General features: G+C 65.5%; 21 protein-coding genes and 1 rRNA gene. 7 read left to right on the top strand and 15 right to left on the bottom strand.

The window, feature by feature from the left end:
• Positions 1 to 58: 58 nt before the first annotated feature.
• The 4 genes from rrf to FPZ61_RS11460 all read left to right on the top strand — a co-directional run bounded on the left by rrf (position 59) and on the right by FPZ61_RS11460 (position 2,143).
• A 5S ribosomal RNA gene (gene rrf / locus FPZ61_RS11445) occupies positions 59 to 175 on the top strand.
• A gap of 168 nt (positions 176 to 343) precedes the next feature.
• Positions 344 to 1,378 carry a YihY/virulence factor BrkB family protein gene (locus FPZ61_RS11450; RefSeq protein ID WP_185466722.1) on the top strand — a complete coding sequence of 345 codons (1,035 nt, stop codon included), beginning with the start codon at positions 344 to 346 and terminating at the stop codon, positions 1,376 to 1,378.
• Positions 1,379 to 1,481: 103 nt separating this feature from the next.
• Positions 1,482 to 1,703 carry a glypican gene (locus tag FPZ61_RS11455; protein ID WP_255441561.1) on the top strand — a complete coding sequence of 74 codons (222 nt, stop codon included), beginning with the start codon at positions 1,482 to 1,484 and terminating at the stop codon, positions 1,701 to 1,703.
• A 149-nt stretch (positions 1,704 to 1,852) separates the two neighbouring features.
• A complete protein-coding gene (locus FPZ61_RS11460; protein WP_185466723.1) occupies positions 1,853 to 2,143 on the top strand; it encodes a hypothetical protein in 291 nt (96 codons plus the stop codon).
• Between the two features lie 129 nt (positions 2,144 to 2,272).
• On the opposite strand, the gene FPZ61_RS11465 is transcribed toward FPZ61_RS11460, so the two are convergent.
• The 7 genes from FPZ61_RS11465 to FPZ61_RS11495 form a co-directional block, all read right to left on the bottom strand.
• Positions 2,273 to 2,692, bottom strand: a complete 420-nt coding sequence (locus FPZ61_RS11465) for a DUF2834 domain-containing protein (RefSeq protein WP_185466724.1) — start codon at positions 2,690 to 2,692, stop codon at positions 2,273 to 2,275.
• Positions 2,689 to 2,991: an exodeoxyribonuclease VII small subunit gene (gene xseB, locus FPZ61_RS11470; RefSeq protein WP_185466725.1), complete on the bottom strand. Its 303-nt coding sequence runs from the start codon at positions 2,989 to 2,991 to the stop codon at positions 2,689 to 2,691. The genes FPZ61_RS11465 and xseB overlap by 4 nt, the downstream gene beginning before the upstream one ends.
• Positions 2,988 to 4,181, bottom strand: coding sequence for an exodeoxyribonuclease VII large subunit (gene xseA, locus FPZ61_RS11475; protein ID WP_221630098.1), 1,194 nt, complete (start codon positions 4,179 to 4,181; stop codon positions 2,988 to 2,990). Before xseA ends, xseB begins: the two co-directional genes overlap by 4 nt.
• A gap of 306 nt (positions 4,182 to 4,487) precedes the next feature.
• Complete coding sequence (locus FPZ61_RS11480; protein ID WP_006172180.1) at positions 4,488 to 4,634, bottom strand: chlorophyll a/b-binding protein; 147 nt, start codon at positions 4,632 to 4,634, stop codon at positions 4,488 to 4,490.
• A 146-nt stretch (positions 4,635 to 4,780) separates the two neighbouring features.
• Positions 4,781 to 7,366, bottom strand: a complete 2,586-nt coding sequence (gene hrpB, locus FPZ61_RS11485; protein WP_185474833.1) for an ATP-dependent helicase HrpB — start codon at positions 7,364 to 7,366, stop codon at positions 4,781 to 4,783.
• A gap of 285 nt (positions 7,367 to 7,651) precedes the next feature.
• Positions 7,652 to 8,035 carry a hypothetical protein gene (locus FPZ61_RS11490; RefSeq protein ID WP_037979909.1) on the bottom strand — a complete coding sequence of 128 codons (384 nt, stop codon included), beginning with the start codon at positions 8,033 to 8,035 and terminating at the stop codon, positions 7,652 to 7,654.
• An 82-nt stretch (positions 8,036 to 8,117) separates the two neighbouring features.
• A complete protein-coding gene (locus FPZ61_RS11495) occupies positions 8,118 to 8,432 on the bottom strand; it encodes a DUF2973 domain-containing protein (RefSeq protein ID WP_185466727.1) in 315 nt (104 codons plus the stop codon).
• A 306-nt stretch (positions 8,433 to 8,738) separates the two neighbouring features.
• Here FPZ61_RS11495 and FPZ61_RS11500 point away from each other — a divergent pair, with 306 nt between their 5' ends.
• The gene (locus FPZ61_RS11500; protein WP_185466728.1) at positions 8,739 to 9,869 is read left to right on the top strand and encodes a trypsin-like peptidase domain-containing protein; all 1,131 of its coding nucleotides are present in this window, start codon (positions 8,739 to 8,741) and stop codon (positions 9,867 to 9,869) included.
• 82 nt (positions 9,870 to 9,951) lie between these two features.
• Here FPZ61_RS11500 and FPZ61_RS11505 read toward each other — a convergent pair whose 3' ends face one another.
• The 3 genes from FPZ61_RS11505 to FPZ61_RS11515 all read right to left on the bottom strand — a co-directional run bounded on the left by FPZ61_RS11505 (position 9,952) and on the right by FPZ61_RS11515 (position 12,501).
• The gene (locus FPZ61_RS11505) at positions 9,952 to 10,224 is read right to left on the bottom strand and encodes a hypothetical protein (protein WP_185466791.1); all 273 of its coding nucleotides are present in this window, start codon (positions 10,222 to 10,224) and stop codon (positions 9,952 to 9,954) included.
• Positions 10,225 to 10,363: 139 nt separating this feature from the next.
• Entirely contained in the window at positions 10,364 to 10,579 is a 216-nt protein-coding gene (locus FPZ61_RS11510) for a hypothetical protein (RefSeq protein WP_185466804.1), read from the bottom strand.
• A 152-nt stretch (positions 10,580 to 10,731) separates the two neighbouring features.
• Positions 10,732 to 12,501 carry an ABC-F family ATP-binding cassette domain-containing protein gene (locus tag FPZ61_RS11515; protein WP_185466729.1) on the bottom strand — a complete coding sequence of 590 codons (1,770 nt, stop codon included), beginning with the start codon at positions 12,499 to 12,501 and terminating at the stop codon, positions 10,732 to 10,734.
• A gap of 85 nt (positions 12,502 to 12,586) precedes the next feature.
• Between FPZ61_RS11515 and FPZ61_RS11520 the strand changes: the two genes are divergently transcribed.
• On the top strand, positions 12,587 to 12,763 hold the full coding sequence (locus FPZ61_RS11520) for a hypothetical protein (protein ID WP_185466730.1): 177 nt from the start codon (positions 12,587 to 12,589) through the stop codon (positions 12,761 to 12,763).
• A gap of 63 nt (positions 12,764 to 12,826) precedes the next feature.
• Here the strand turns inward: FPZ61_RS11520 and FPZ61_RS11525 are convergent, their stop codons facing one another.
• The 3 genes from FPZ61_RS11525 to FPZ61_RS11535 form a co-directional block, all read right to left on the bottom strand.
• A complete protein-coding gene (locus FPZ61_RS11525; RefSeq protein WP_185466731.1) occupies positions 12,827 to 13,084 on the bottom strand; it encodes a hypothetical protein in 258 nt (85 codons plus the stop codon).
• A 111-nt stretch (positions 13,085 to 13,195) separates the two neighbouring features.
• The gene (locus FPZ61_RS11530) at positions 13,196 to 14,533 is read right to left on the bottom strand and encodes a glycosyltransferase family 2 protein (protein ID WP_185474834.1); all 1,338 of its coding nucleotides are present in this window, start codon (positions 14,531 to 14,533) and stop codon (positions 13,196 to 13,198) included.
• 103 nt (positions 14,534 to 14,636) lie between these two features.
• The gene (locus FPZ61_RS11535; RefSeq protein WP_185466733.1) at positions 14,637 to 14,966 is read right to left on the bottom strand and encodes a hypothetical protein; all 330 of its coding nucleotides are present in this window, start codon (positions 14,964 to 14,966) and stop codon (positions 14,637 to 14,639) included.
• Positions 14,967 to 15,058: 92 nt separating this feature from the next.
• Here FPZ61_RS11535 and FPZ61_RS11540 point away from each other — a divergent pair, with 92 nt between their 5' ends.
• Complete coding sequence (locus FPZ61_RS11540) at positions 15,059 to 15,388, top strand: hypothetical protein (RefSeq protein ID WP_185466734.1); 330 nt, start codon at positions 15,059 to 15,061, stop codon at positions 15,386 to 15,388.
• Positions 15,389 to 15,404: 16 nt separating this feature from the next.
• Here the strand turns inward: FPZ61_RS11540 and FPZ61_RS11545 are convergent, their stop codons facing one another.
• Complete coding sequence (locus FPZ61_RS11545) at positions 15,405 to 16,574, bottom strand: anhydro-N-acetylmuramic acid kinase (protein ID WP_185466735.1); 1,170 nt, start codon at positions 16,572 to 16,574, stop codon at positions 15,405 to 15,407.
• Entirely contained in the window at positions 16,574 to 17,278 is a 705-nt protein-coding gene (locus tag FPZ61_RS11550) for a TrkA family potassium uptake protein (protein ID WP_185466736.1), read from the bottom strand. Before FPZ61_RS11550 ends, FPZ61_RS11545 begins: the two co-directional genes overlap by 1 nt.
• Between the last annotated feature and the right edge of the window lie 87 nt (positions 17,279 to 17,365).

Genomic DNA, 17,365 nt, shown 5'->3' on the forward strand with positions numbered 1-17,365 from the left:
AGCTTGAACCATTACCTATGTAGTTCTCAGGATTCACCTGAGAGCGATCAGAATCTTTCCTGGTGTTCATGGCACTGTGGACCCACTCCGACCCATCTCGAACTCGGATGTGAAACGCAGTAGCGGCGAAGATAGTTGGAGGGTAGCTTCCTGCAAAAATAGCTCAATGCCAGGATAAAAACATTTGATTGCTCAAAAAAGCCGCCCTAGGGCGGCTTTTTTTGTGTCTTGGATTCCGATGATGCCCCTGTGGAAGGGGCGGGTAGCAGCAAGAAACAGGAGGCTCGAATGGTTGTTTGCGTCAGATCGTTTAGGCTGGCTGGATGACAGCTGCTGACACCTTGTGGATCCTTCGGAGTTCGATCAACAAGTTGATCGTGCCACGAAACGGTTGAGGCGATTCGTTCAGAGGCTCTGGTGGTCGTGCCGACTCTGGGATCATTTTGACTGTGTCGATCTGAGTGCGGCTTTTGCTTACCATACTCTTCAATCTTTCTTCCCCATTCTGCTGATTATTCTTTCTTTGGCGAGTTGGATTCTTGGCCGTGATGATGGTTTGACAGGTCAGATTCTCGATCTAACTTCTCAAGTATTGCCTGGCTCAGCTCAGAAGATTGTTCGAACCACGCTGGAGCAGCTCTACAGGCAGCGGGGCGGTGCTGGTGCTCTCGGTCTGGCCGTGTTGTTGATCACGGCGAGCAATGCCTACCTGAGCCTGCAGCGTGGGACTGATCATCTATGGTCCATCCGCTTTAAGCGGCACCAGCAGGGCAAGGATGCAGTGGTGGAGAGGCCTCTGTTTCAGAATGTGCTACAGGCGCTCAGGCGCTTTCTGATCTTGCGCCTCAAGGCCACGATGTTCCTGCTGGCAGTGGGCGCCCTCTTTGTGATAGATCAACTCACGGTCAACCTGCGCTTCACAGGGTTTCAGACTTGGCGAGGATTGACAGCTGCGCCTGTTGACTGGGCTTCCCAGTACCTTTTCCCCGTCTCGCCGCTTGCTGATTTCTTTGTCTCATTGTTTGTGGCTTCCTTGGTCTCTCTTGGGCTGCTGCGCCTCTTGCCATCCTGGCGAATCAGCTGGCAGCTTCTGTTGCCCGGTTCCTTCCTGGTGGGAGCTGCTTACACTTTGCTGAACTTTGCTGTTGGCCGAAGCATTGTTTCGCTTGGGGCGAGATTTCAAGCCTATGGATTCATCGGTGGGGTGCTTGTCCTGACGCTTTGGGTCTGGTTGTTGGGATTGATCTATTATTTTGGGGTAGCTTACAGCGTTGTGTTGAGCACCCCTGGGGCCCCAACAGCCGAGTGGTTTGAACTTCGCTCCGGCCTCGAGCGGGATCAACCGAGCCGCCGTGATCTTCCCTCCGACGAACGCTGATCCTCCTTCGGCTTCGGGGATCCGCACCGTCCTTCGGTAGGAAAATTGGCGGATGTGCGCGACGATCAGTCAAGCTGAGCAGATGGATGTGGCCAAATCAAGCTTGACGCTGCGCCCCCTACCAACAGCCGTGGTGCTGCTGTGTGCCGGCATTGGCGCCTGTGTACTGGGTGCCTTCTTCACCTTGACCCTGGTTCCTGTCCTGGTGATGGTGGGCTTCGTCGCCACCTTCCTTGTGGCGGCACTGGCATGTGCCTGGGCTGGGGTGGAGGCCCTCGCCGCTCTTGAGCGCTGGCTGGAGCGTGATTCCCGCTTCCAGCGCTGATGTCCCGTCAGCTGCCTTGGTTCTGGATCCTGCTTGCTCTCCTGGTGCTGGCCGCTCCCACTCCCCTGGGGCGTCTCCTTCTCGATCTGCTCGGAGGCCTCACCCTGGCGGTTCTCCTGCTCCCTCTGCTTCTGGCTGGCGCAGGGGCTGTGGCCTTTCAGATCCTCAGGCGACGGGTTCGCACCTGCACCGTCTGCGGTCTGACCAGCCTGGCGACCAGCCAATGCCCGGGGTGTGGCGCTCCCCTGTCAGAGAACAACGGTGCTGAGTCAAATCCTTTTGTCCAGAATGATCCTTTGGTCGAGCGACCGCCTTCGGATCTTGCCAGCTTCTTGCGGCGGTCTGGCGGCGGCAGACAATCTGAACCACTCAGCAATGCCAATCTCGACGTCAGCGATGTCACCATCGATGTTGAATCTCACGACGTCGATGCCCACTGAGTGCTGAGTTGAACTGCAATCAGTCCGCTTTTTGAGCTGGGTCAGCCTTTTTTTGCTAATCGGTCTTTTTGTGCTATTCGGTTAGGGGGGGTGAGCTTGTTCATCGACCTCAACCAATCACCTGATCGCTCAAGGCTGCGTGGATGCTCCACGGCTGATCTCCAGCAGGCGGCGTTCCCTCAGAAACAGAAAGAATGGCGCAGCGAAGGCGAAGGCGATCGTCACGCTGCCAAGCAGCACGATCCAAAGTCCTCGCATCTTCAGCCGGCGGGCCTCCACGATGATCCAGATCGTGATGGCCGATGCCCCGATCAGCAGATCCCTGGACAGAGAACGCGCTGCCGGATTGACGTTGGCCAATTCGATGAACTGCGTCAGATCGAACGCTTGGCCGTATTCACGGATGTAGTCGGCGTTGGCCAACCAGGGGAAAACAGCTCCGCCCACGGCCAGGGCCAGATAAAGCCACTGCAACCAGGGGGACGGCACCAGGGGAGTTGTGATCCCTGTGTTGCTTGTTTCGCCGGCTGGGTTGCTGGCAGGGGTCATGGTTGGGCCTCCAGGGCCTTGAGATCGAGTTCTTCCACCTGCTGCTGCACCTGAAGGAGCACCTGCTCGCAGCGATCGGCATAGGCCACCGCTCGCTTGTAAAGGCCTGCCATGGCTTCCACCTCCAGATCCTCCGACTGCAGCGCTGCCAGCGTGAGTTCAAGCGCTGTGCGGCTCTGGGCAAAACTCATCTGCCGGGTCTCTTCCAGCCAGGCTGCGTCGTCAGCTGTCGATCCGCCCGGTGCCGGGGCGACATCCTCGGAGGTCTGGGTGATGGGTTGACGCTTGCGGGTGCTCATGGGGCTGGGGGCTCATGGCGGCGCTCGGTGACGCGGGCTGCGGCCGCTCCATCCAACCACTGCACCACCAGCATCTGGTCGACGTCCACCTGCTGGATCGAGCGCAGGAGTTCGCCGGATTCAGCACGCACCAGGCAAAACCCCCGCTTCAGCAGCTGCTTGGGAGAGAGGGCATCCAGCAGCTGACGCCGCTGCAGCAGCAGGGCCAGCTGCCGTTGCAACAGGGCATGGGGCTGGAGCTGCTGCAGGCGCTGGCCCAGCAGGGCCAACCGTTGCTGCTCCCGATCCAGCTTCCAGCGAAGGATCTGATGCAGTTGCTGCTGGCGTTGCCGCAGCTCCTGGCGGAGTGTGCGCTGGTCAGGCAGCAGGGCCACGATGGCCGCAGTTGGTGTGGCCGCACGATAATCAGCCACGAGGTCAGCGATCGTGGTGTCGTCTTCGTGGCCGAGTCCGGTGACCACCGGTAGAGGCAGGGCCGCCAGGGTCAGGGCCAGCTCCTCACTGTCGAACACAGCCAGATCCTCGCGGTTGCCGCCGCCTCGGGCCAGGACCACCGCTTCAATGCCAAGCCGTTCAGCCGCCTGCCCCACCGCGTTGAGAGCCGCGCAGATGGTGTTCACAGCAGCGCCCTGGACAGGAATCGGAACCACAAGAATCTTGGTGGCGGGCCAGCGTTCAGCAGCCGTACGCAGCATGTCGGCCAGGGCGGAGCTGGGGCTGCTGGTGAGCAGCGCGATCACAGCTGGGCAATCCGGCAGGGGCTGTTTACGGGAGGGCTCGAACAGGCCCGTACCCTCGAGCTGCTCCCTGACTCGCTCGAACTGGCGCAGAACGCTGCTGAGGCTGGGGCGGATGTCGAGGGCCTGCACGCAGAGGCTGGCGCGTGCGCCCCAGAAGTTGAGCTTTCCGACAACGATGACTCCGTCGCCATCGGCTGGAGTGAAGCTCAGGCGAGGCCGTTGCGAGGCCCACACCACGGCGGAAATCGAGGCAGCCTCATCGACAAGGGTCATCCAGAGGTGGCCTTTCTTGAGCTGTGGCCGCGCGACCGTGGCCTCCAGGAGAAAACGGGGGGCGAAGCCGCGCTCCAGCAATGTGCCTATCGAGCGATTCAGGTCGCTGACGCTGTAGCGGGGGAGAGCCTGGCCGGTCCCGTCTGCCGCCGGATCGCTGATCCTGGTCGAATCCAAGCGCGTCAATGCTGTAGTCGCCCGTAGCAGTATCCCCAGTAGAGACTGATCGCGGAGGCCGCGAGAAAGAGGACTCGTCCGATCGGGTGGTCGAAGCGAGTCAGGCCCGCTGCGCAGACCAACAGAGCTGTGCTCAGCAGACGGGATCCGTCACGCCGATTCTTGACGAAGAATGGAGCCAAGGGCGCGAACCCCCAAAGACACCGACAAGTCTGGCTGACTGCTCAGGCTGACTGTCCCCCTATGAAAAACCCACCGCCTCCGGCTGAAGGAGACGATGGGTTGCTGGAATGGAGCTCGGCTTGCTCAACCCAGACCGATCTGGGAGAGGATGCCCTGCCCGGTGAGCAGTTCGGTGGCCAGACCGATGACGAAACCGAGCATGGCGAGGCGGCCGTTCCAGGTTTCTGCGAAGTTGACGAAACCGAAGCGGGGTTGGGTGGCGTCAGACATGGATGGATCCATTGGGCTCATGAACTGTAACGAATCTTGGAGCTGTCTTGACGAAGGGGTGCTGGGGATTGGCTTGTACGGATTGCCGACTGCGGCCCTGGCGTTCCAGTGGCGGGCGTTGACCAGCGGCTCCATCACAGGCTGAGTCACGGGCCTGTGGGCGGGTGCCTCAGGCTGCGCATCAGGGTGCGGTTGGTGGCGGCGGTGGCCACCGCCTGGGCTGGATCCTCGGGCCAGGGATGTTTCGGGTAGCGCCCACGCAGTTCCCGGCGCACCTGGGCATAGCTTCCCTGCCAGAACCCACCGAGGTCCTGAGTGATCTGCACCGGGCGGCCTGCAGGGGAGAGCAAGTGCAGGCTCACGGGCAGCTCGCCATCGATGACCCGGGGACCGTCGCTGATCCCGAACAGTTCCTGCAGCTTCACCGCCAGGACAGGCTCGCCACTGGCGTAGTCCACGCGGGCTGGGCGGCCGGTGGGAAGGGTGACATGCGTGGGAAGCAAGTGCTCCAGTTCCTGGCGACGCTCCCAGCTCAGGCCGCTCCAGAGCCCTTCCCTGAGGTCCAGCTGGCGGAGATCATCCAGGGAGCGCAGGCCCAGCAGCTGATCCCCCAGCCACACCTCCAGCTGCCGCTCCAGCGCTGCATCGCGGCGATCGGGCCAGGGCAGGCCCCGGCGGACGTGGATCAGGCTGAGACGATGCTGCAAGGCTCTGGTGTCGCGGCTCCAGGGAAGGACCCCCAGGCCCAGCGAGCGGATGCCTTCCAGCAGCGCCGCCTGCACGGCGTGCTCGGGTGGGCTGTCCCAGGGGCGGCGCTCCAGGACCAGAGCTCCCAGCCGCCGCTCGATCACCGCCCGCACCCGCCGCTCGGCAGGCTCCCAGCTCACCAGCGACCGCACCTCCCCCTGCTCTTCCTGAAGCACCTCCAGGCTCTGGCGCCCCAGTGGGATGGCCTGAAGGATGCGCACATCGCTACCGCTGCTGTCCGCCGTGGCCACCGCCAGCACCGCTTGGCCGGCCAGGGGATCCTGCCGGGGCAGCTGGGCCCCGCGGCCACTGCGCATCAGATAGCGTCCATCTCCTTCCGGGCGTGCCAAGGCAACCCGCTCGGGATAGGCGCAGCTCAGCAGCCATGCTGCCGCCTCACGCTCCGTCAGCGACTGGTCTGCGGCCGCGGCTTCAATCCTGCGGGGAGCAGCTGAGTGGGGGTGGCCCCCGAGGTGCTGCCCAAGCTGCCTGCAGAGCTGTCTCATCGCTTCTCGCCTGGGGTCTCGTCTGGGTTGGCGCAACCAATCGAGGCGTGCCATCAGATCACTGCCCACCTCCTGGCCTGCCAGGGGATCCCGCTCGCTCAGGAGGGCCGCCAGCTCGCAGGCCAGCGAGGCCAAGCCAAGGCGCTGACCCTCCAGCAGCATGTGGGCCAGGCGGGGATGAACCCCCAGCCGGGCCATGGCCCGGCCATGGTTGGTAAGCACCCCCTTCCGGTCAACACCGCCCAGTTGCGTGAGCAGCTCCATCCCCTGGCGCAGGGCCGCCTGGGGGGGCGGATCCAGCCATGGCAACGCTTCACCGAGACCGGCCCCCCAGCGGGCGAGTTGCAGCACCAGGGGCAGGGGGTCGGCCTCCAGCAGCTCGGGAGGGTCATGGGCCGCACGACGATGCTGCTCCGCCTCCGACCAGAGCCGGACGCAGCAGCCGGGCCCCAGGCGACCAGCTCGGCCCTGGCGCTGCTCGGCACTGGCCCGGCTGGCGGGCAGCGTGACCAGGCTGTCCATGCCTGTGCGCGGATCGAAGCGGCTGCGCCGGCTCAGGCCGCTGTCGACCACCAGGCGAACCCCCTCGATCGTGAGGGAACTCTCAGCGATGGTGGTGGCCAGCACCACCTTGCCGTCTGGATGCCGCCCGGCCGCGATGGCGCGACCCTGAGCCGCCAGCGACAGGCCACCGTGCAAGGGATGGATTTCTGTGCAAGCTCCCCAGCCGGTGGCCTCGATCGCCCGCTGGACCTGCTGGATCTCCCGTTGGCCCGGCAGGAACACCAGGGCCGTTCCGGGCTCGGCTGGCTGCTGCAGCCAGTGGCTCTCCAGCGCTCGCACCACCTGGGAGCCGAGGTGTTCCCGCTCCCGTGGCGGTTGGTAGTGCAGGTCCACCGGATGGCTGCGTCCCTCGCTGCTGAGTACCACCGCCTCGGGCAGTTGCTGGCTCAGGGGCTGGAGGTTGAGGGTGGCTGACATCACCACCAGACGCAACCGCGGGTTGAGCAGAGGGCGGGCCTCCCGCAGCAGGGTCAGAGCCAGATCGGCTTCGGAGCCGCGCTCGTGGAATTCATCGAAGATCACCGCAGCCACCCCGGAGAGGCCGGGATCGTCCTGGAGGCGGCGCAGAAACAGGCCATCGGTGAGAACCTCCAGGCGGGTGGCCCGGGAGCAGCGCTGCTCAAACCTCACCCGGTAGCCGACCTGCGCGCCCACCGGTTCTCCAAGCGCTTCGGCCAGTCGTGTGGCGGCGGCTTTGGCGGCCAGCCGACGCGGCTCCAGCATCAGGATGGTTTCGGCGCCGCCTTCCTGGACGCCCAGGTGCTGCAGCAGGGCCAGAGGGACGCGTGTGGTTTTGCCGGCCCCGGGTGGGGCCTGAAGAAGAAGGGTGCCGCCTGGGGGCAGACGGAGCAGGATCTCCGGCAGGAGGGGATCGATCGGCAAGGCTTCCCCGAGGTGGCTGGAAGGGAAGCCCATGGATGTCAGCGGGGGGTGTTGGGCCCCGCAGGCGAAAGCGGCTGCAGCGGCTGACGACCGCTCAACCCAGAAGCCGCAGGGCGAGAGCCAGCAGGGCGGTGCTGAGCAATCCCAGGGAAGCCAGCAAGCGCACGAGCGGCCCGACGGACAGGCCCAGAGATGACATGAAGAAAATCTGAAGAAGTGGATCCCACTGTTTTAACGCCCCCTGCAGGGGTGGACGGTGTTGATGGCCACGTTTCGTAGCCTCACGTTGGAATGACCACGGAGGCGAGGAACGATCGATCAGCGCACGTGTCGCGCCCCGTCCACCGGGTGGTACGCCTCTCCGGTTGTCTCCTCGTAGACGATGGCCGGAAGACCCGTTTCGAACATGGTCTGCAGGGCTTCCTTGAGGTAGGGATTCCAGCCGCCGGTGCTCACCTTGCCGTGTCGCACGGTCCAGTCCCAGGTGCCCTGCAGATCTCGGGGGATGCGGCCTTCCCGATCGCGTCGGGCCACCAGATCCTGGGATTCCACGAGCCCCACGAGGATGGGATCCTTTCCGTAAGCGGGAGTCAGGCTCAGCTCCAGACGTATGGGGTCGTCCTTGATCAGGTGGAGACGGAAGCGGGGTGGCAGCTTCAGGCCGCGAAGCACTGCAGCCACGATGCGTGTTTTCTGATCCAATTCTCGGCCTCCGCCAGAACTCGGGTTCACCCCCCCGGTTGTACCAGCCCGACCGGTCGCCCCAAGCCATGCAGGGTCGGGATCAGTCTGATTCGGTTGGGAGCCTGGGGGGATCGTTGTCGCTTCCGAACCTCACGGTGAGCAGATCCTCAGAGGTGATCCGCCCATCCGCATCCAGCAGTTCCGGGTGGATCGTGAGCCGGCCGGTGCGATCAGCCTGAGGGCCGATGTCGTCGGGGGGGGGGGAGGCCCCAGGGTTGGACGCTGGGATTCGTGGATCGCTTGGGCGAGGAATGGCCGAGAAGCCCCGGGCCATCACCTTGAAGGCCTGCCAGATCAGCACCAGCATGCAGGCGCCGTAGAGGATCGGAAAGATCTGAGAGATCAGCGGTGCCATTGGCGGCTCGGAGGTGCTGGGGAAACCCCGCTCACGCCCCCATCATTGCCTGGATGTGGCTCCCTGGGCGACCTTCCAGGCCCAGAGACTGCTGCAGGCGGCGCCGAAGGCGAGAAAAACCAGCAGGACGGAACTTGTATCCATGAATTTTTACAAATCTTCGTTAAGTCTAGGGCCTAAGCCGCCGCCCTGGGTTACTCGTCCTCTGAGCACTTCGTCACACCTTGGCGGGTGACCGGCCTTCCGCCAGGCCCGCCACCGCCGTTACGGTCCGATAAGCCCGTGTGATGCCCTGACGTGACGACCATGACTTCCGTCTGGCGGCGGTCTCTGAACTCTGTTCTGCCCCTGAGCCTGCTGCTGACTGCCCCGCTGCTGCCGGTTACCCCTCTGCTCGCCCAGTCCCGCCCTTCGGCGGCTGGGGCGTCTCTCTCCCGCCAGTCGTTCGTGGCCGACGCGGTCCGCCGCTCCGGCCCGGCCGTGGTCACGATCGACACCGAGCGCACGGTGATTCGGCCCGGAAGCGGCGGACTACCCCCGGGAATGATGCTCGATCCCTTCTTCCGCCGCTTCTTTCCCCAGGCCCGGCCACCCAGTCAGCGCACGGAGCGGGGTCAGGGCAGCGGGGTGATCTTTCAATCGGATGGGTTGATCCTCACCAATGCCCATGTGGTCGAGAAAACCGACCGTGTCTTTGTCGGTCTCAAGGACGGACGGCGCACCGAGGGCAAGGTGATCGGCCTCGACACCCTCACCGATCTGGCCCTGGTGAGGCTGGTGGAGCCGGGACCATGGCCGGTGGCCCCGCTGGGCGATTCCGATGCTGTCCAGGTGGGGGACTGGGCCATCGCGGTGGGTAACCCCTTCGGTCTCGACAACACGGTGACCATGGGCATCGTCAGCAATCTCAACCGCAACGTGGCCAAGCTCGGCATCACCGACAAGCGCCTGGATCTGATTCAGACCGATGCCGCGATCAATCCCGGCAATTCCGGTGGCCCCCTCCTCAATGCCGATGGCGAAGTGGTTGGGATCAACACCCTGGTGCGCTCAGGTCCCGGAGCGGGCCTTGGGTTCGCCATCCCGATCAACAGGGCCAGGGACATCGCCAAGCAACTTCTGGCCACGGGACGGGTCAGTCACCCCATGATCGGCGTGGGGCTCGACAACCTCCCGCCGGAGATGAAGCGCACGTTGCAGCAAGGAGCCCTTGTGCGGTCGGTGATGCCTGGTGGCCCCGCCTCCAGGGCGGGTCTGCGCACTGGCGACGTGATCGTTGCAGCCTCAGGAAAGCCGGTGGCAGGTCCGACTCAGATGGTTCAGGCCGTTGAGGCCAATGGGGTGGGACGGCCGATGTCGATCAGGGTGTTGCGAGCGGGCACTCCGGTTCAACTCGAGGTGGTGCCCACGGGGATGCAGACCGGTCGTCTCCCCTGAAGGTGATCGGAGCGGGGAGAGCAGGATCGGGGAGCTCCCGGACGACTGCTGCTCCCCTCAATCCTCCGGGCTGAACAGGGGGTCAGAGCACATCCATCGAGCCGTTGGTCTTTGGCGGGGTGGGGAGATCACGGGATGAGCCTGCTCCGGATTTGCCCAGCCCCCCGAACTGGCTGGGGGTTCCCAGTTGCTGGCGCATGATCCATTCAGTGGCCGCTTTCTGGGTGTGCCAGGCCTGCAGCAGCTGCTTGGCCAGAGCACGCAATGATTGGGGATCCCCGGTGGAATCGATCATTCGGGTCATGCGCTCCAGCTCAAATTGCTGGCCGAGGCTGAGGGCGAGCGGTTCGGACATACGAGGCATCGCGACGGGGCAGTGAAGCCGCGCCAATGCTACGAAGTGTTTCGAGTGCTCGCGTAGCGACCGGTACAGAGTTACCGATTCTCTGTCAGGGTCTGCCCATCCTGCCGGGGCGGCTGGTGCCTGGAGAGGCTCAGTGGTGTTCCCGGAGTGTCTCCACGCAACGGGTGATGCACTCGCCGTCATCGAGCGAGCAGGTGGTGATGCACTCGAAGTAGCTCTCCACCGAATCGCCTCCGTCGTCTGCGGCGAGGGTGGAGCCGTTGGCGATCATGGCCACGCCTGTGGAGGTCGGGAACGATCCGGCTCCGCTGTGCTTGGAGGGGGGATGGCTGTAGGAATGGGTCATGCGCCGGACCTGGTGAATGGGGATAAGGTCAGGATATGGAGATCATTCAGCAGGGTCCAGAAGAATGAGTCTTCTTGCCTACTGAAAGATGAAGTTGTCTGTGCTTAGTTGAGAAATTCCGCAGATCGGCTTCGCCAGGCCGGTCTGCGTTTTCAGGCTTCGCCGTCGCCTCGGGCGCGGCGTGCCCGGCTCTTCTCTTTCTGCTTCCTCCGATTGGCCTCCTGGCGGGCCTTGGTGGCCTGCGAGTCCCGAGCCAGGCGTTCGGCTTCGGCCTCTTCTTCTTTCTTCTCCAGGTAATAGGCGTAGTCGCCCCTGTACAGCACCAGTTCCCCGTCGCGCAACTCCACGATGCGGTTGGCCACCTGGGAGATGAAGAAGCGGTCGTGGGAGACGATCAGGGCGGCCCCTTCGTAGGCCTTCAGGGCCGATTCCAGCATCTGCTTGGCGGGGATGTCGAGGTGGTTGGTCGGTTCATCCAGCACCAGCAGGTTGCAGGGGGTCAGCAGCATCAGGGCCAGGGCCAACCGGGCTTTTTCGCCGCCGCTGAGCTGGCCCACCTCCTTGAACACGTCCTCGTTGCTGAAGCCGAAGTTGCCCAGGAGGGAGCGAACCTGAGTCTGGGTCCAGTCGGGGACGGCCTCGAAGAGGGTGTCGACCACGCTGCGATTCAGATCGAGGGCTTCGGCCTGGTTCTGCTCGAAATAGCCCGCCACCACGTTGTGTTCCCCCAGCCGCGCCCTGCCCCCGTCACTGGCTTCCAGCCCCATCACCAGGCGCAGCAAGGTGGATTTACCGGCCCCATTCGGACCGACGAAGGCCAGGCGATCACCCCGCTCCACCTCCAGTTCGGCGCCGAGAAAAAGGATCTTGTCGCCATAGCTGTGGGTGAGGTCCTCGATCACGGCCACCTGGCGTCCGGAGCGGGGAGCCGGCGGGAACTGGAAGCGGGGCCCGGAGATCCCCTCAAGCGGGGCCTCGATCCGCTCCACCTTCTCCAGCAGTTTCTCGCGGCTCTTGGCCTGGGTGCTGCGGGTGGCACTGGCCCGGAAGCGGTCGATGTAGGCCTGCTGGCTGGCCAGTTCCTTCTGCTGCCGTTCGAAGGCGGCCTGGCTGGCTTCCCGTTCCAGGGCCTTCTGCTCGAGATGCTGGCTGTAGTTGCCCAGGTAGGTGCGGGACACCCCCCGCTCCGTCTCGACGATCAGGTTGCAGACCCGATCGAGGAAAGCCCGGTCGTGGCTGACCACCACCAGCGGAACCTCCTGCTTGAGCAGGTACCCCTCAAGCCACTGGATCGTCTCCACGTCGAGATGGTTGGTGGGCTCATCCAGCAGAAGCAGATCCGGCTCCTGAAGAAGGATCTTGCCCAGGGCGATGCGCATCTGCCAGCCGCCTGAATAAGCCCCCACCGGCTCCTCGGCCCCCTCCGGGGTGAAGCCGAGGGTGGGAAGAAGTTTGTCGATGCGGGCGTCGAGCTCATACCCATGCAGGGCTTCGAAGCGGCTCTGCAGCCGGCCCAGTTCATGGATCAGTTCATCGAGGTGTGCCGGATCGGTGGCCGCCTGATCACTGGCCATCTCCTCTTCCACCCGGTGCTGGCGGATCAGCACCTCGGCCGCTTCGCCGAAGGCCTGGAACAGCTCCTCGCGCACGCTGCGACTGAGATCGACCTCAAACTCCTGCCGCAGGTAGACGATGCGCGGATTCCCCTGGCGGACCACCTGGCCCGCACTGGGTTCCTCCAGGCCGGCGATCAGCCGCAGCTGGGTGGATTTCCCCGCGCCGTTGACCCCCACCAGACCGACCCGATCTCCCCCCTTCACCTCCCAGGTGACATCGCGCAGCACCTCGCCGGTGGGATAGATCTTCGAGACACGTTCCAGACGAAGCACGGGTTGGGCGGATCGGCAGTGAAACGTCATCATCTCCGCTCGGACCGGCCAATGGCCCGGAACCGGCCCTGATCGGCTGCGGGCCAGACTGACGGCCATCCCCCAGGGACCGCCTGCGATGGTGAAACGTCTGGAGCAGCTGGCGGCGCTCGTGGTGGCCGCCGGACTGGCGATCGTGAGCTACTGGCTGTTCTTCAGCTGGGCCCAGGGGGGGCGTGAGCTGCGCCAGGCCCCCCGCCAGAGTCAGCCCGCTCCCGCTGAGCCGTCGCCCCCTGGGGGACGGAAACTGCTCTGACAGAGGAGATGACGGAGGAGATGACGGAGGAGATGACGGAGGAGGGTGCCCGCTGGCCTGGGCTCAGAGCCCGCCACGGGCTTTGATCAGCCACTGCTTGCTGTCCGGATCGTCGAGGGAGGCCAGATGCTGCCGAACTGAGGCTTCGGTGACGGGGAGATCAAGCTGGGTTCCCATGGCGATGATGCGCTCGAGCGTGCCTTTGGGATCCTGCAAGGCCTGGCGGAACAGCGCCTGGGTCAGGGCCTCATCCCCCCGGATCCGCTCGTAGAGCGCGGCGGTGTTGGCGGCGAGGGCGGGTTCAGGGGGATGCTCGGTCATGGTCAGGGGCCTGCTCGCGTCCTGAGCGGTCTGAACGGCACCCTATGGCGGGCCTCCGCTGGGTGGCCAGCATTTGTTGGCTGTTGTTGGATCGAAGGCGGAAGCGCTCTCTCACCACGACCGGCGTCGGGTCATGGTGCTGGTGTAGCCCCAGAGATGGCTGAGGGCGTTCAGGGGCAGATAGAAGAAGGGCCTGAGGATCAGCTCGATCAGTGCACCCTGCACTGAAACCTCCCCACGGCCGAAGCCCAGCCGGTAGAGGCGCGTCGAGAGCCCCGTGAGCAGCAGCCCCACCAGCCCCGAGACCAGGGCCAGCAGGCCGAGGGCCTCGAATCCGGCGGGAGGGTCAGCCAGCAGCGCCAGACCGGCGAGAAACCAGGCGAGGGGGTAGAGGAAGTTGGCCACGCTGAAGGTGTTGTGGGCGAGGTACAGCAACCCCAGCCGTCCATAGCGGCGGTTTCCCACCATCGAGCGGTAGCGAATCAGGGTTTCAAGGAATCCACCGGCCCAGCGCCGCCGCTGGCGCAGGAACACCCCCACGCGGCCCGGGGCTTCGGTGCGCACCGCCAGGGCCGGCTGGACCCTGACCCTGCAGGGCTCTCCCTGGTCGCGGCGGTGGCGCTGCAGGCGGTACATGATTTCGTAGTCCTCGGCCCAGCTGGAGGGATCGAAACCACCGATCTCCACCAGAGTCGTGCGGCGGAAGGCTGAGCAGGCCCCGGAGATGATCAGGCTGGCCCCCAGCTGGCTCCAGGCAAGGCGCCAGAGGTGGTTGCGGGCGTATTCGTAGCGCTGGAAGCCGGCGAAGAGGCGGCCCTGTGGAGTGGCGGGGCAGCGTGGCAGCAGCGTGCCGCTCACCGCGTCCAGGTCGGGTTCCCGGGCGAAGCTGTTCCCCAGGGCCGCCAGGGCTCCGGGCAGCAGCTCAGTGTCGGCATCGAGGATCAGCACCACCTCGGCTGCGCTGAGGGCCACCCCCTGGTTGATCGAATCCCCTTTGCCGCGGTGCTCCTTGGCCAGCAGCCAGACACTGGGATGGCGCCGCGAACGGTGGAGTCGCCCCTCTCCCTCAAGGTCGAACCGTTGGGCGAGGCTCACCAGGGTGTCATCGGTGGAGCCGTCGTCGCAGACGATCACCTGCTGGGGCTGGGGAACCTGGTTCAGCACGCTCGCCAGGGTGGCGGGCAGGGAGGCGGCTTCGTTCCAGGCCGGGATGATCACGGCGATCGCCGGAGCTGCGCGGGCAGGTGGCTCGGGCGCCACCTCCGGGATGGCTCTGTGCTGGAGCCAGGCCTGTCGGGCCAGCACAAGGATGAACAGCGCCTGGAGGGTGTCGTAGATCACCACGGCCAGCGACAGCACCAGGAAGGCCCCCAGCTGCCCCATCAGACCGGCCGCGAGCATGCCTGCCGGGATCAGCCAGGAGATGGAGAGCAGGGCGAGAAAGAGCACCGCCGGCCGGCCTGGGCGGGTGGCCCCTCGTTCTTGTCTTGGCATGCTGCCGCTGAACGGGAGGCCTGGTGAGGCAAAGCCGGGATCAAGGCTAGAGGAGCCTTCAGGCGGCCTGGGGCGGCTCCACCGATTCTCCTGGTTCGCCGCCGCTGGGAGCTCTCTCCAGACTGCGGGCCTCCAGGCAGAGCTGTTGGCGCAGCTGGGCGTAGTTGGCGGCCAGGGGCTGGCGGCCCTCCTGGAGGGCGGTGAACTCGGCGCGCTGCAGCACGTGATGCAGGTGGGTGAGCAGGTAGGTGCTGATCACCGCGGAAACCTGCACCTCGCTGGAGCTGGCCCCTCGGGTCGGGGCCTGGCGTGGGGAGGTTTGACGCTCCTTGGTGCGACGGGGCTTGGGAGGCTGTCCCGCCGCTGACGTGACCGCGCTGTTGGGCATGGCTCGTGCTCGGAGCGCTTTGATCTTAGTGCCGGATACTATCCGATCGGATCTCTGTACACTGGTGTGTAACACGTGGGATCCCTGCCGCTGTGGCCACTCGCCAGACCTCCACGAGCGGCCGCCCCAAGTCCCCCCGCATCCAGGTGGTTCTGCCTGAAGAGCTCTGCGACCGCCTGACTGCAGCGGCAGAAGCTGAGTCGCGAACGGTCAGCAACATGGCCAAAGTGCTGATCCAGCGCGGGCTCGACAGCCTCGAGCAGGTGGTGGCGCCCCTCCCCCCTGTGATGGGCGAGCGCTCCAGCCCTGCCGGCAGGCCCACCGAGCGCTTCCGGCAGGAGCTGGAGCGCCGCGAGCGCAACCAGCCCCGCCGCTTGCGGGGGCTGCCGCGCCGGCTGCGCCTGCCACGGTCCAGCTCCTGAGATCCCCTCTGAGCGATCAGAGGGTGGGATCGGCCCGGACCCCCAGCACCGCCGCCCGTCGGGCGCCGGTGACCGAGGGCAGGGAGCCGGCATGACCGTGGCGGTGCCACCAGGCCAGCAGGGCGAAGCCCAGGGCCTCGCGGGCGGCTTCATCGAGGCCCAGGTCTGAAAGCGGGCGCAACCAGAGCCCCCGGCAGCGCCGCCTGAGCTGCTCGATCAGCATCCTGTTGCGGGCTCCTCCTCCAGCCACCACCAGCTCCAGTGGCCGCGGCCCATGGCGGAGATCCGCCGCCACCACCGCCGCGCTGAAGGCGGTGAGAGTGGCCAGGGCATCCTCGGGCTTCAGGGGAGCTCCAGCCTCTGCCGCCTGGTTCTCCAGTGCCAGCAGCCGCCGCTCCAGATCCGGCAGACCGAAATCCTCCCGACCGGTGGATTTCGGGGGCGGGAGCTGGAAGTAGGACTCCTGCAGCCAGGACTGGATCAGCTCCTCCTGCACGACACCGCGGCTGGCCCAGGCCCCGTTCTCGTCGTAGCTGAGAGTTCCCTGGCTGAAGCGACTCACCGCCAGATCGATCAGGGTGTTGGCGGGGCCGCAGTCCCAGCCGCGCACCGGCTGCTGGCGTTCCGGTCCCCCGGCAGGAGGCAGCAGCGTGAGGTTGGCGATGCCCCCGAGGTTGAGCACCGCCCGCCAACCCCCGATCGGAGGCAGCAGGGCCGCATCGGCCGCCGGCACCAGTGGGGCGCCATGGCCGCCCAGGGCCAGGTCGTGGGCACGCAGGTCGAACACCACCGGCCTCTCCAGCAGCTGGGCCAGCAGCGGACCCTGCAGCAGCTGCCAGCTGCTGCCGCGCCGATCCCCCGTCGGGGCCCGGTGCCAGATGGTCTGGCCATGGCAGCCCACCAGTTCGGCCCGGCCCTCCGGATCACAGCGGCGGGCACAGTCGGCCTGAGTTTCGCTCACGGCTTCGGCCAGATCCAGCAGGCTGGCTGCCGTCAGGGGCTGGCCCTGACCGGCCGCGATCAGCCGATCGCGCAGATCCCTGGGGTAAGGGCAGAAGCAGTGGTGAAGCAGGCGCCAGCGGGGACGCCTCAGGGGAGGCTGAAAACTGGCCAGCACCGCATCCACGCCATCGGCGCTGGTGCCGCTCATCAGACCCAGCACCAGGCTGGGCTGCCCTGGGGCCATCACAGCTGCGGCAAGCCTTCGAGGGCCTGGACGGTTCCCATCACCACCAGCAGATCCCCTTCGCTGAGAACGTGGGAGGCCGGGGGGTTCACTGAAAGCCTGTTCTCCGGGCCCGCGGCCAGAACGCTCACCTCATAGTTCTTGCGCAGGTTCAGATCGCGCAGGGAACGGCCGATGAAAGCCTGGGGCACCTTGATCTCCTCGATGCTGTTGCGGTCGTCGAGTCTGAGCCGCTCCAGCAGGTTGGGCCTCACCAGTTGCCGGGCCAGCTGCTCCCCCTGCATGCGCGAGGGAAACACCACCTTGTCGGCCCCCACCCGGCGCAGCATCTTCTCGTGCAGGTCGTTGGTGGCTCGGGCGATCACCTGCGTCACCTTGCTGCCTTCGCTGTCCTTGACGATCAAGGTGGCCGTGATGCTGGCGGCGATGGGTTCGCTGATGCCCACGACCACGGTGCTGAGATCAAGAACGCCCGCCTCCCTCAGGGCCTCCTCATCCGTGCAGTCGAGGGCGCGTGCCTCGATGGCCGGATCCACCTGACGCAGGGCGTCGATGGCTCGCTGTTCCTTGTCGATCGCCAGCACCTCGGCCCCGCAGCGCACCAGCTCCTTGCAGACGGCTGTGCCGAAACGACCGACCCCGATCACCGCGAAACTCCCCGGCGCGGCCGTTCCGGCTCCCTGCCAGCGCCACCAGTTGGTCATCGAGTTTCATCAGCGTGCGGCGCCATTCTGTGACCAGCCCCCATCGGGCGCCGCCGGAAGGGCCGTGGCCCCTCCGGCGGGCTCGAC

Origin of the sequence: Synechococcus sp. BSA11S (assembly GCF_014224355.1) — a bacterium.
Taxonomy (GTDB): Bacteria; Cyanobacteriota; Cyanobacteriia; order PCC-6307; family Cyanobiaceae; genus Regnicoccus_A.

Coding starts and splice junctions, on each gene's coding strand:
- FPZ61_RS11520 (WP_185466730.1), top strand. CDS start 12,587: ATGGTGAAACGTCTGGAGCAGCTGGCGGCGCTCGTGGTGGCCGCCGGA.
- FPZ61_RS11480 (WP_006172180.1), bottom strand. CDS start 4,634: ATGTCTGACGCCACCCAACCCCGCTTCGGTTTCGTCAACTTCGCAGAA.
- FPZ61_RS11495 (WP_185466727.1), bottom strand. CDS start 8,432: ATGGCACCGCTGATCTCTCAGATCTTTCCGATCCTCTACGGCGCCTGC.
- FPZ61_RS11525 (WP_185466731.1), bottom strand. CDS start 13,084: ATGACCGAGCATCCCCCTGAACCCGCCCTCGCCGCCAACACCGCCGCG.
- FPZ61_RS11500 (WP_185466728.1), top strand. CDS start 8,739: ATGACTTCCGTCTGGCGGCGGTCTCTGAACTCTGTTCTGCCCCTGAGC.
- FPZ61_RS11505 (WP_185466791.1), bottom strand. CDS start 10,224: ATGTCCGAACCGCTCGCCCTCAGCCTCGGCCAGCAATTTGAGCTGGAG.
- FPZ61_RS11515 (WP_185466729.1), bottom strand. CDS start 12,501: ATGATGACGTTTCACTGCCGATCCGCCCAACCCGTGCTTCGTCTGGAA.
- xseB (WP_185466725.1), bottom strand. CDS start 2,991: ATGAGCACCCGCAAGCGTCAACCCATCACCCAGACCTCCGAGGATGTC.
- FPZ61_RS11510 (WP_185466804.1), bottom strand. CDS start 10,579: ATGACCCATTCCTACAGCCATCCCCCCTCCAAGCACAGCGGAGCCGGA.
- FPZ61_RS11545 (WP_185466735.1), bottom strand. CDS start 16,574: ATGGCCCCAGGGCAGCCCAGCCTGGTGCTGGGTCTGATGAGCGGCACC.
- FPZ61_RS11465 (WP_185466724.1), bottom strand. CDS start 2,692: ATGACCCCTGCCAGCAACCCAGCCGGCGAAACAAGCAACACAGGGATC.
- FPZ61_RS11550 (WP_185466736.1), bottom strand. CDS start 17,278: ATGACCAACTGGTGGCGCTGGCAGGGAGCCGGAACGGCCGCGCCGGGG.
- hrpB (WP_185474833.1), bottom strand. CDS start 7,366: ATGGGCTTCCCTTCCAGCCACCTCGGGGAAGCCTTGCCGATCGATCCC.
- FPZ61_RS11535 (WP_185466733.1), bottom strand. CDS start 14,966: ATGCCCAACAGCGCGGTCACGTCAGCGGCGGGACAGCCTCCCAAGCCC.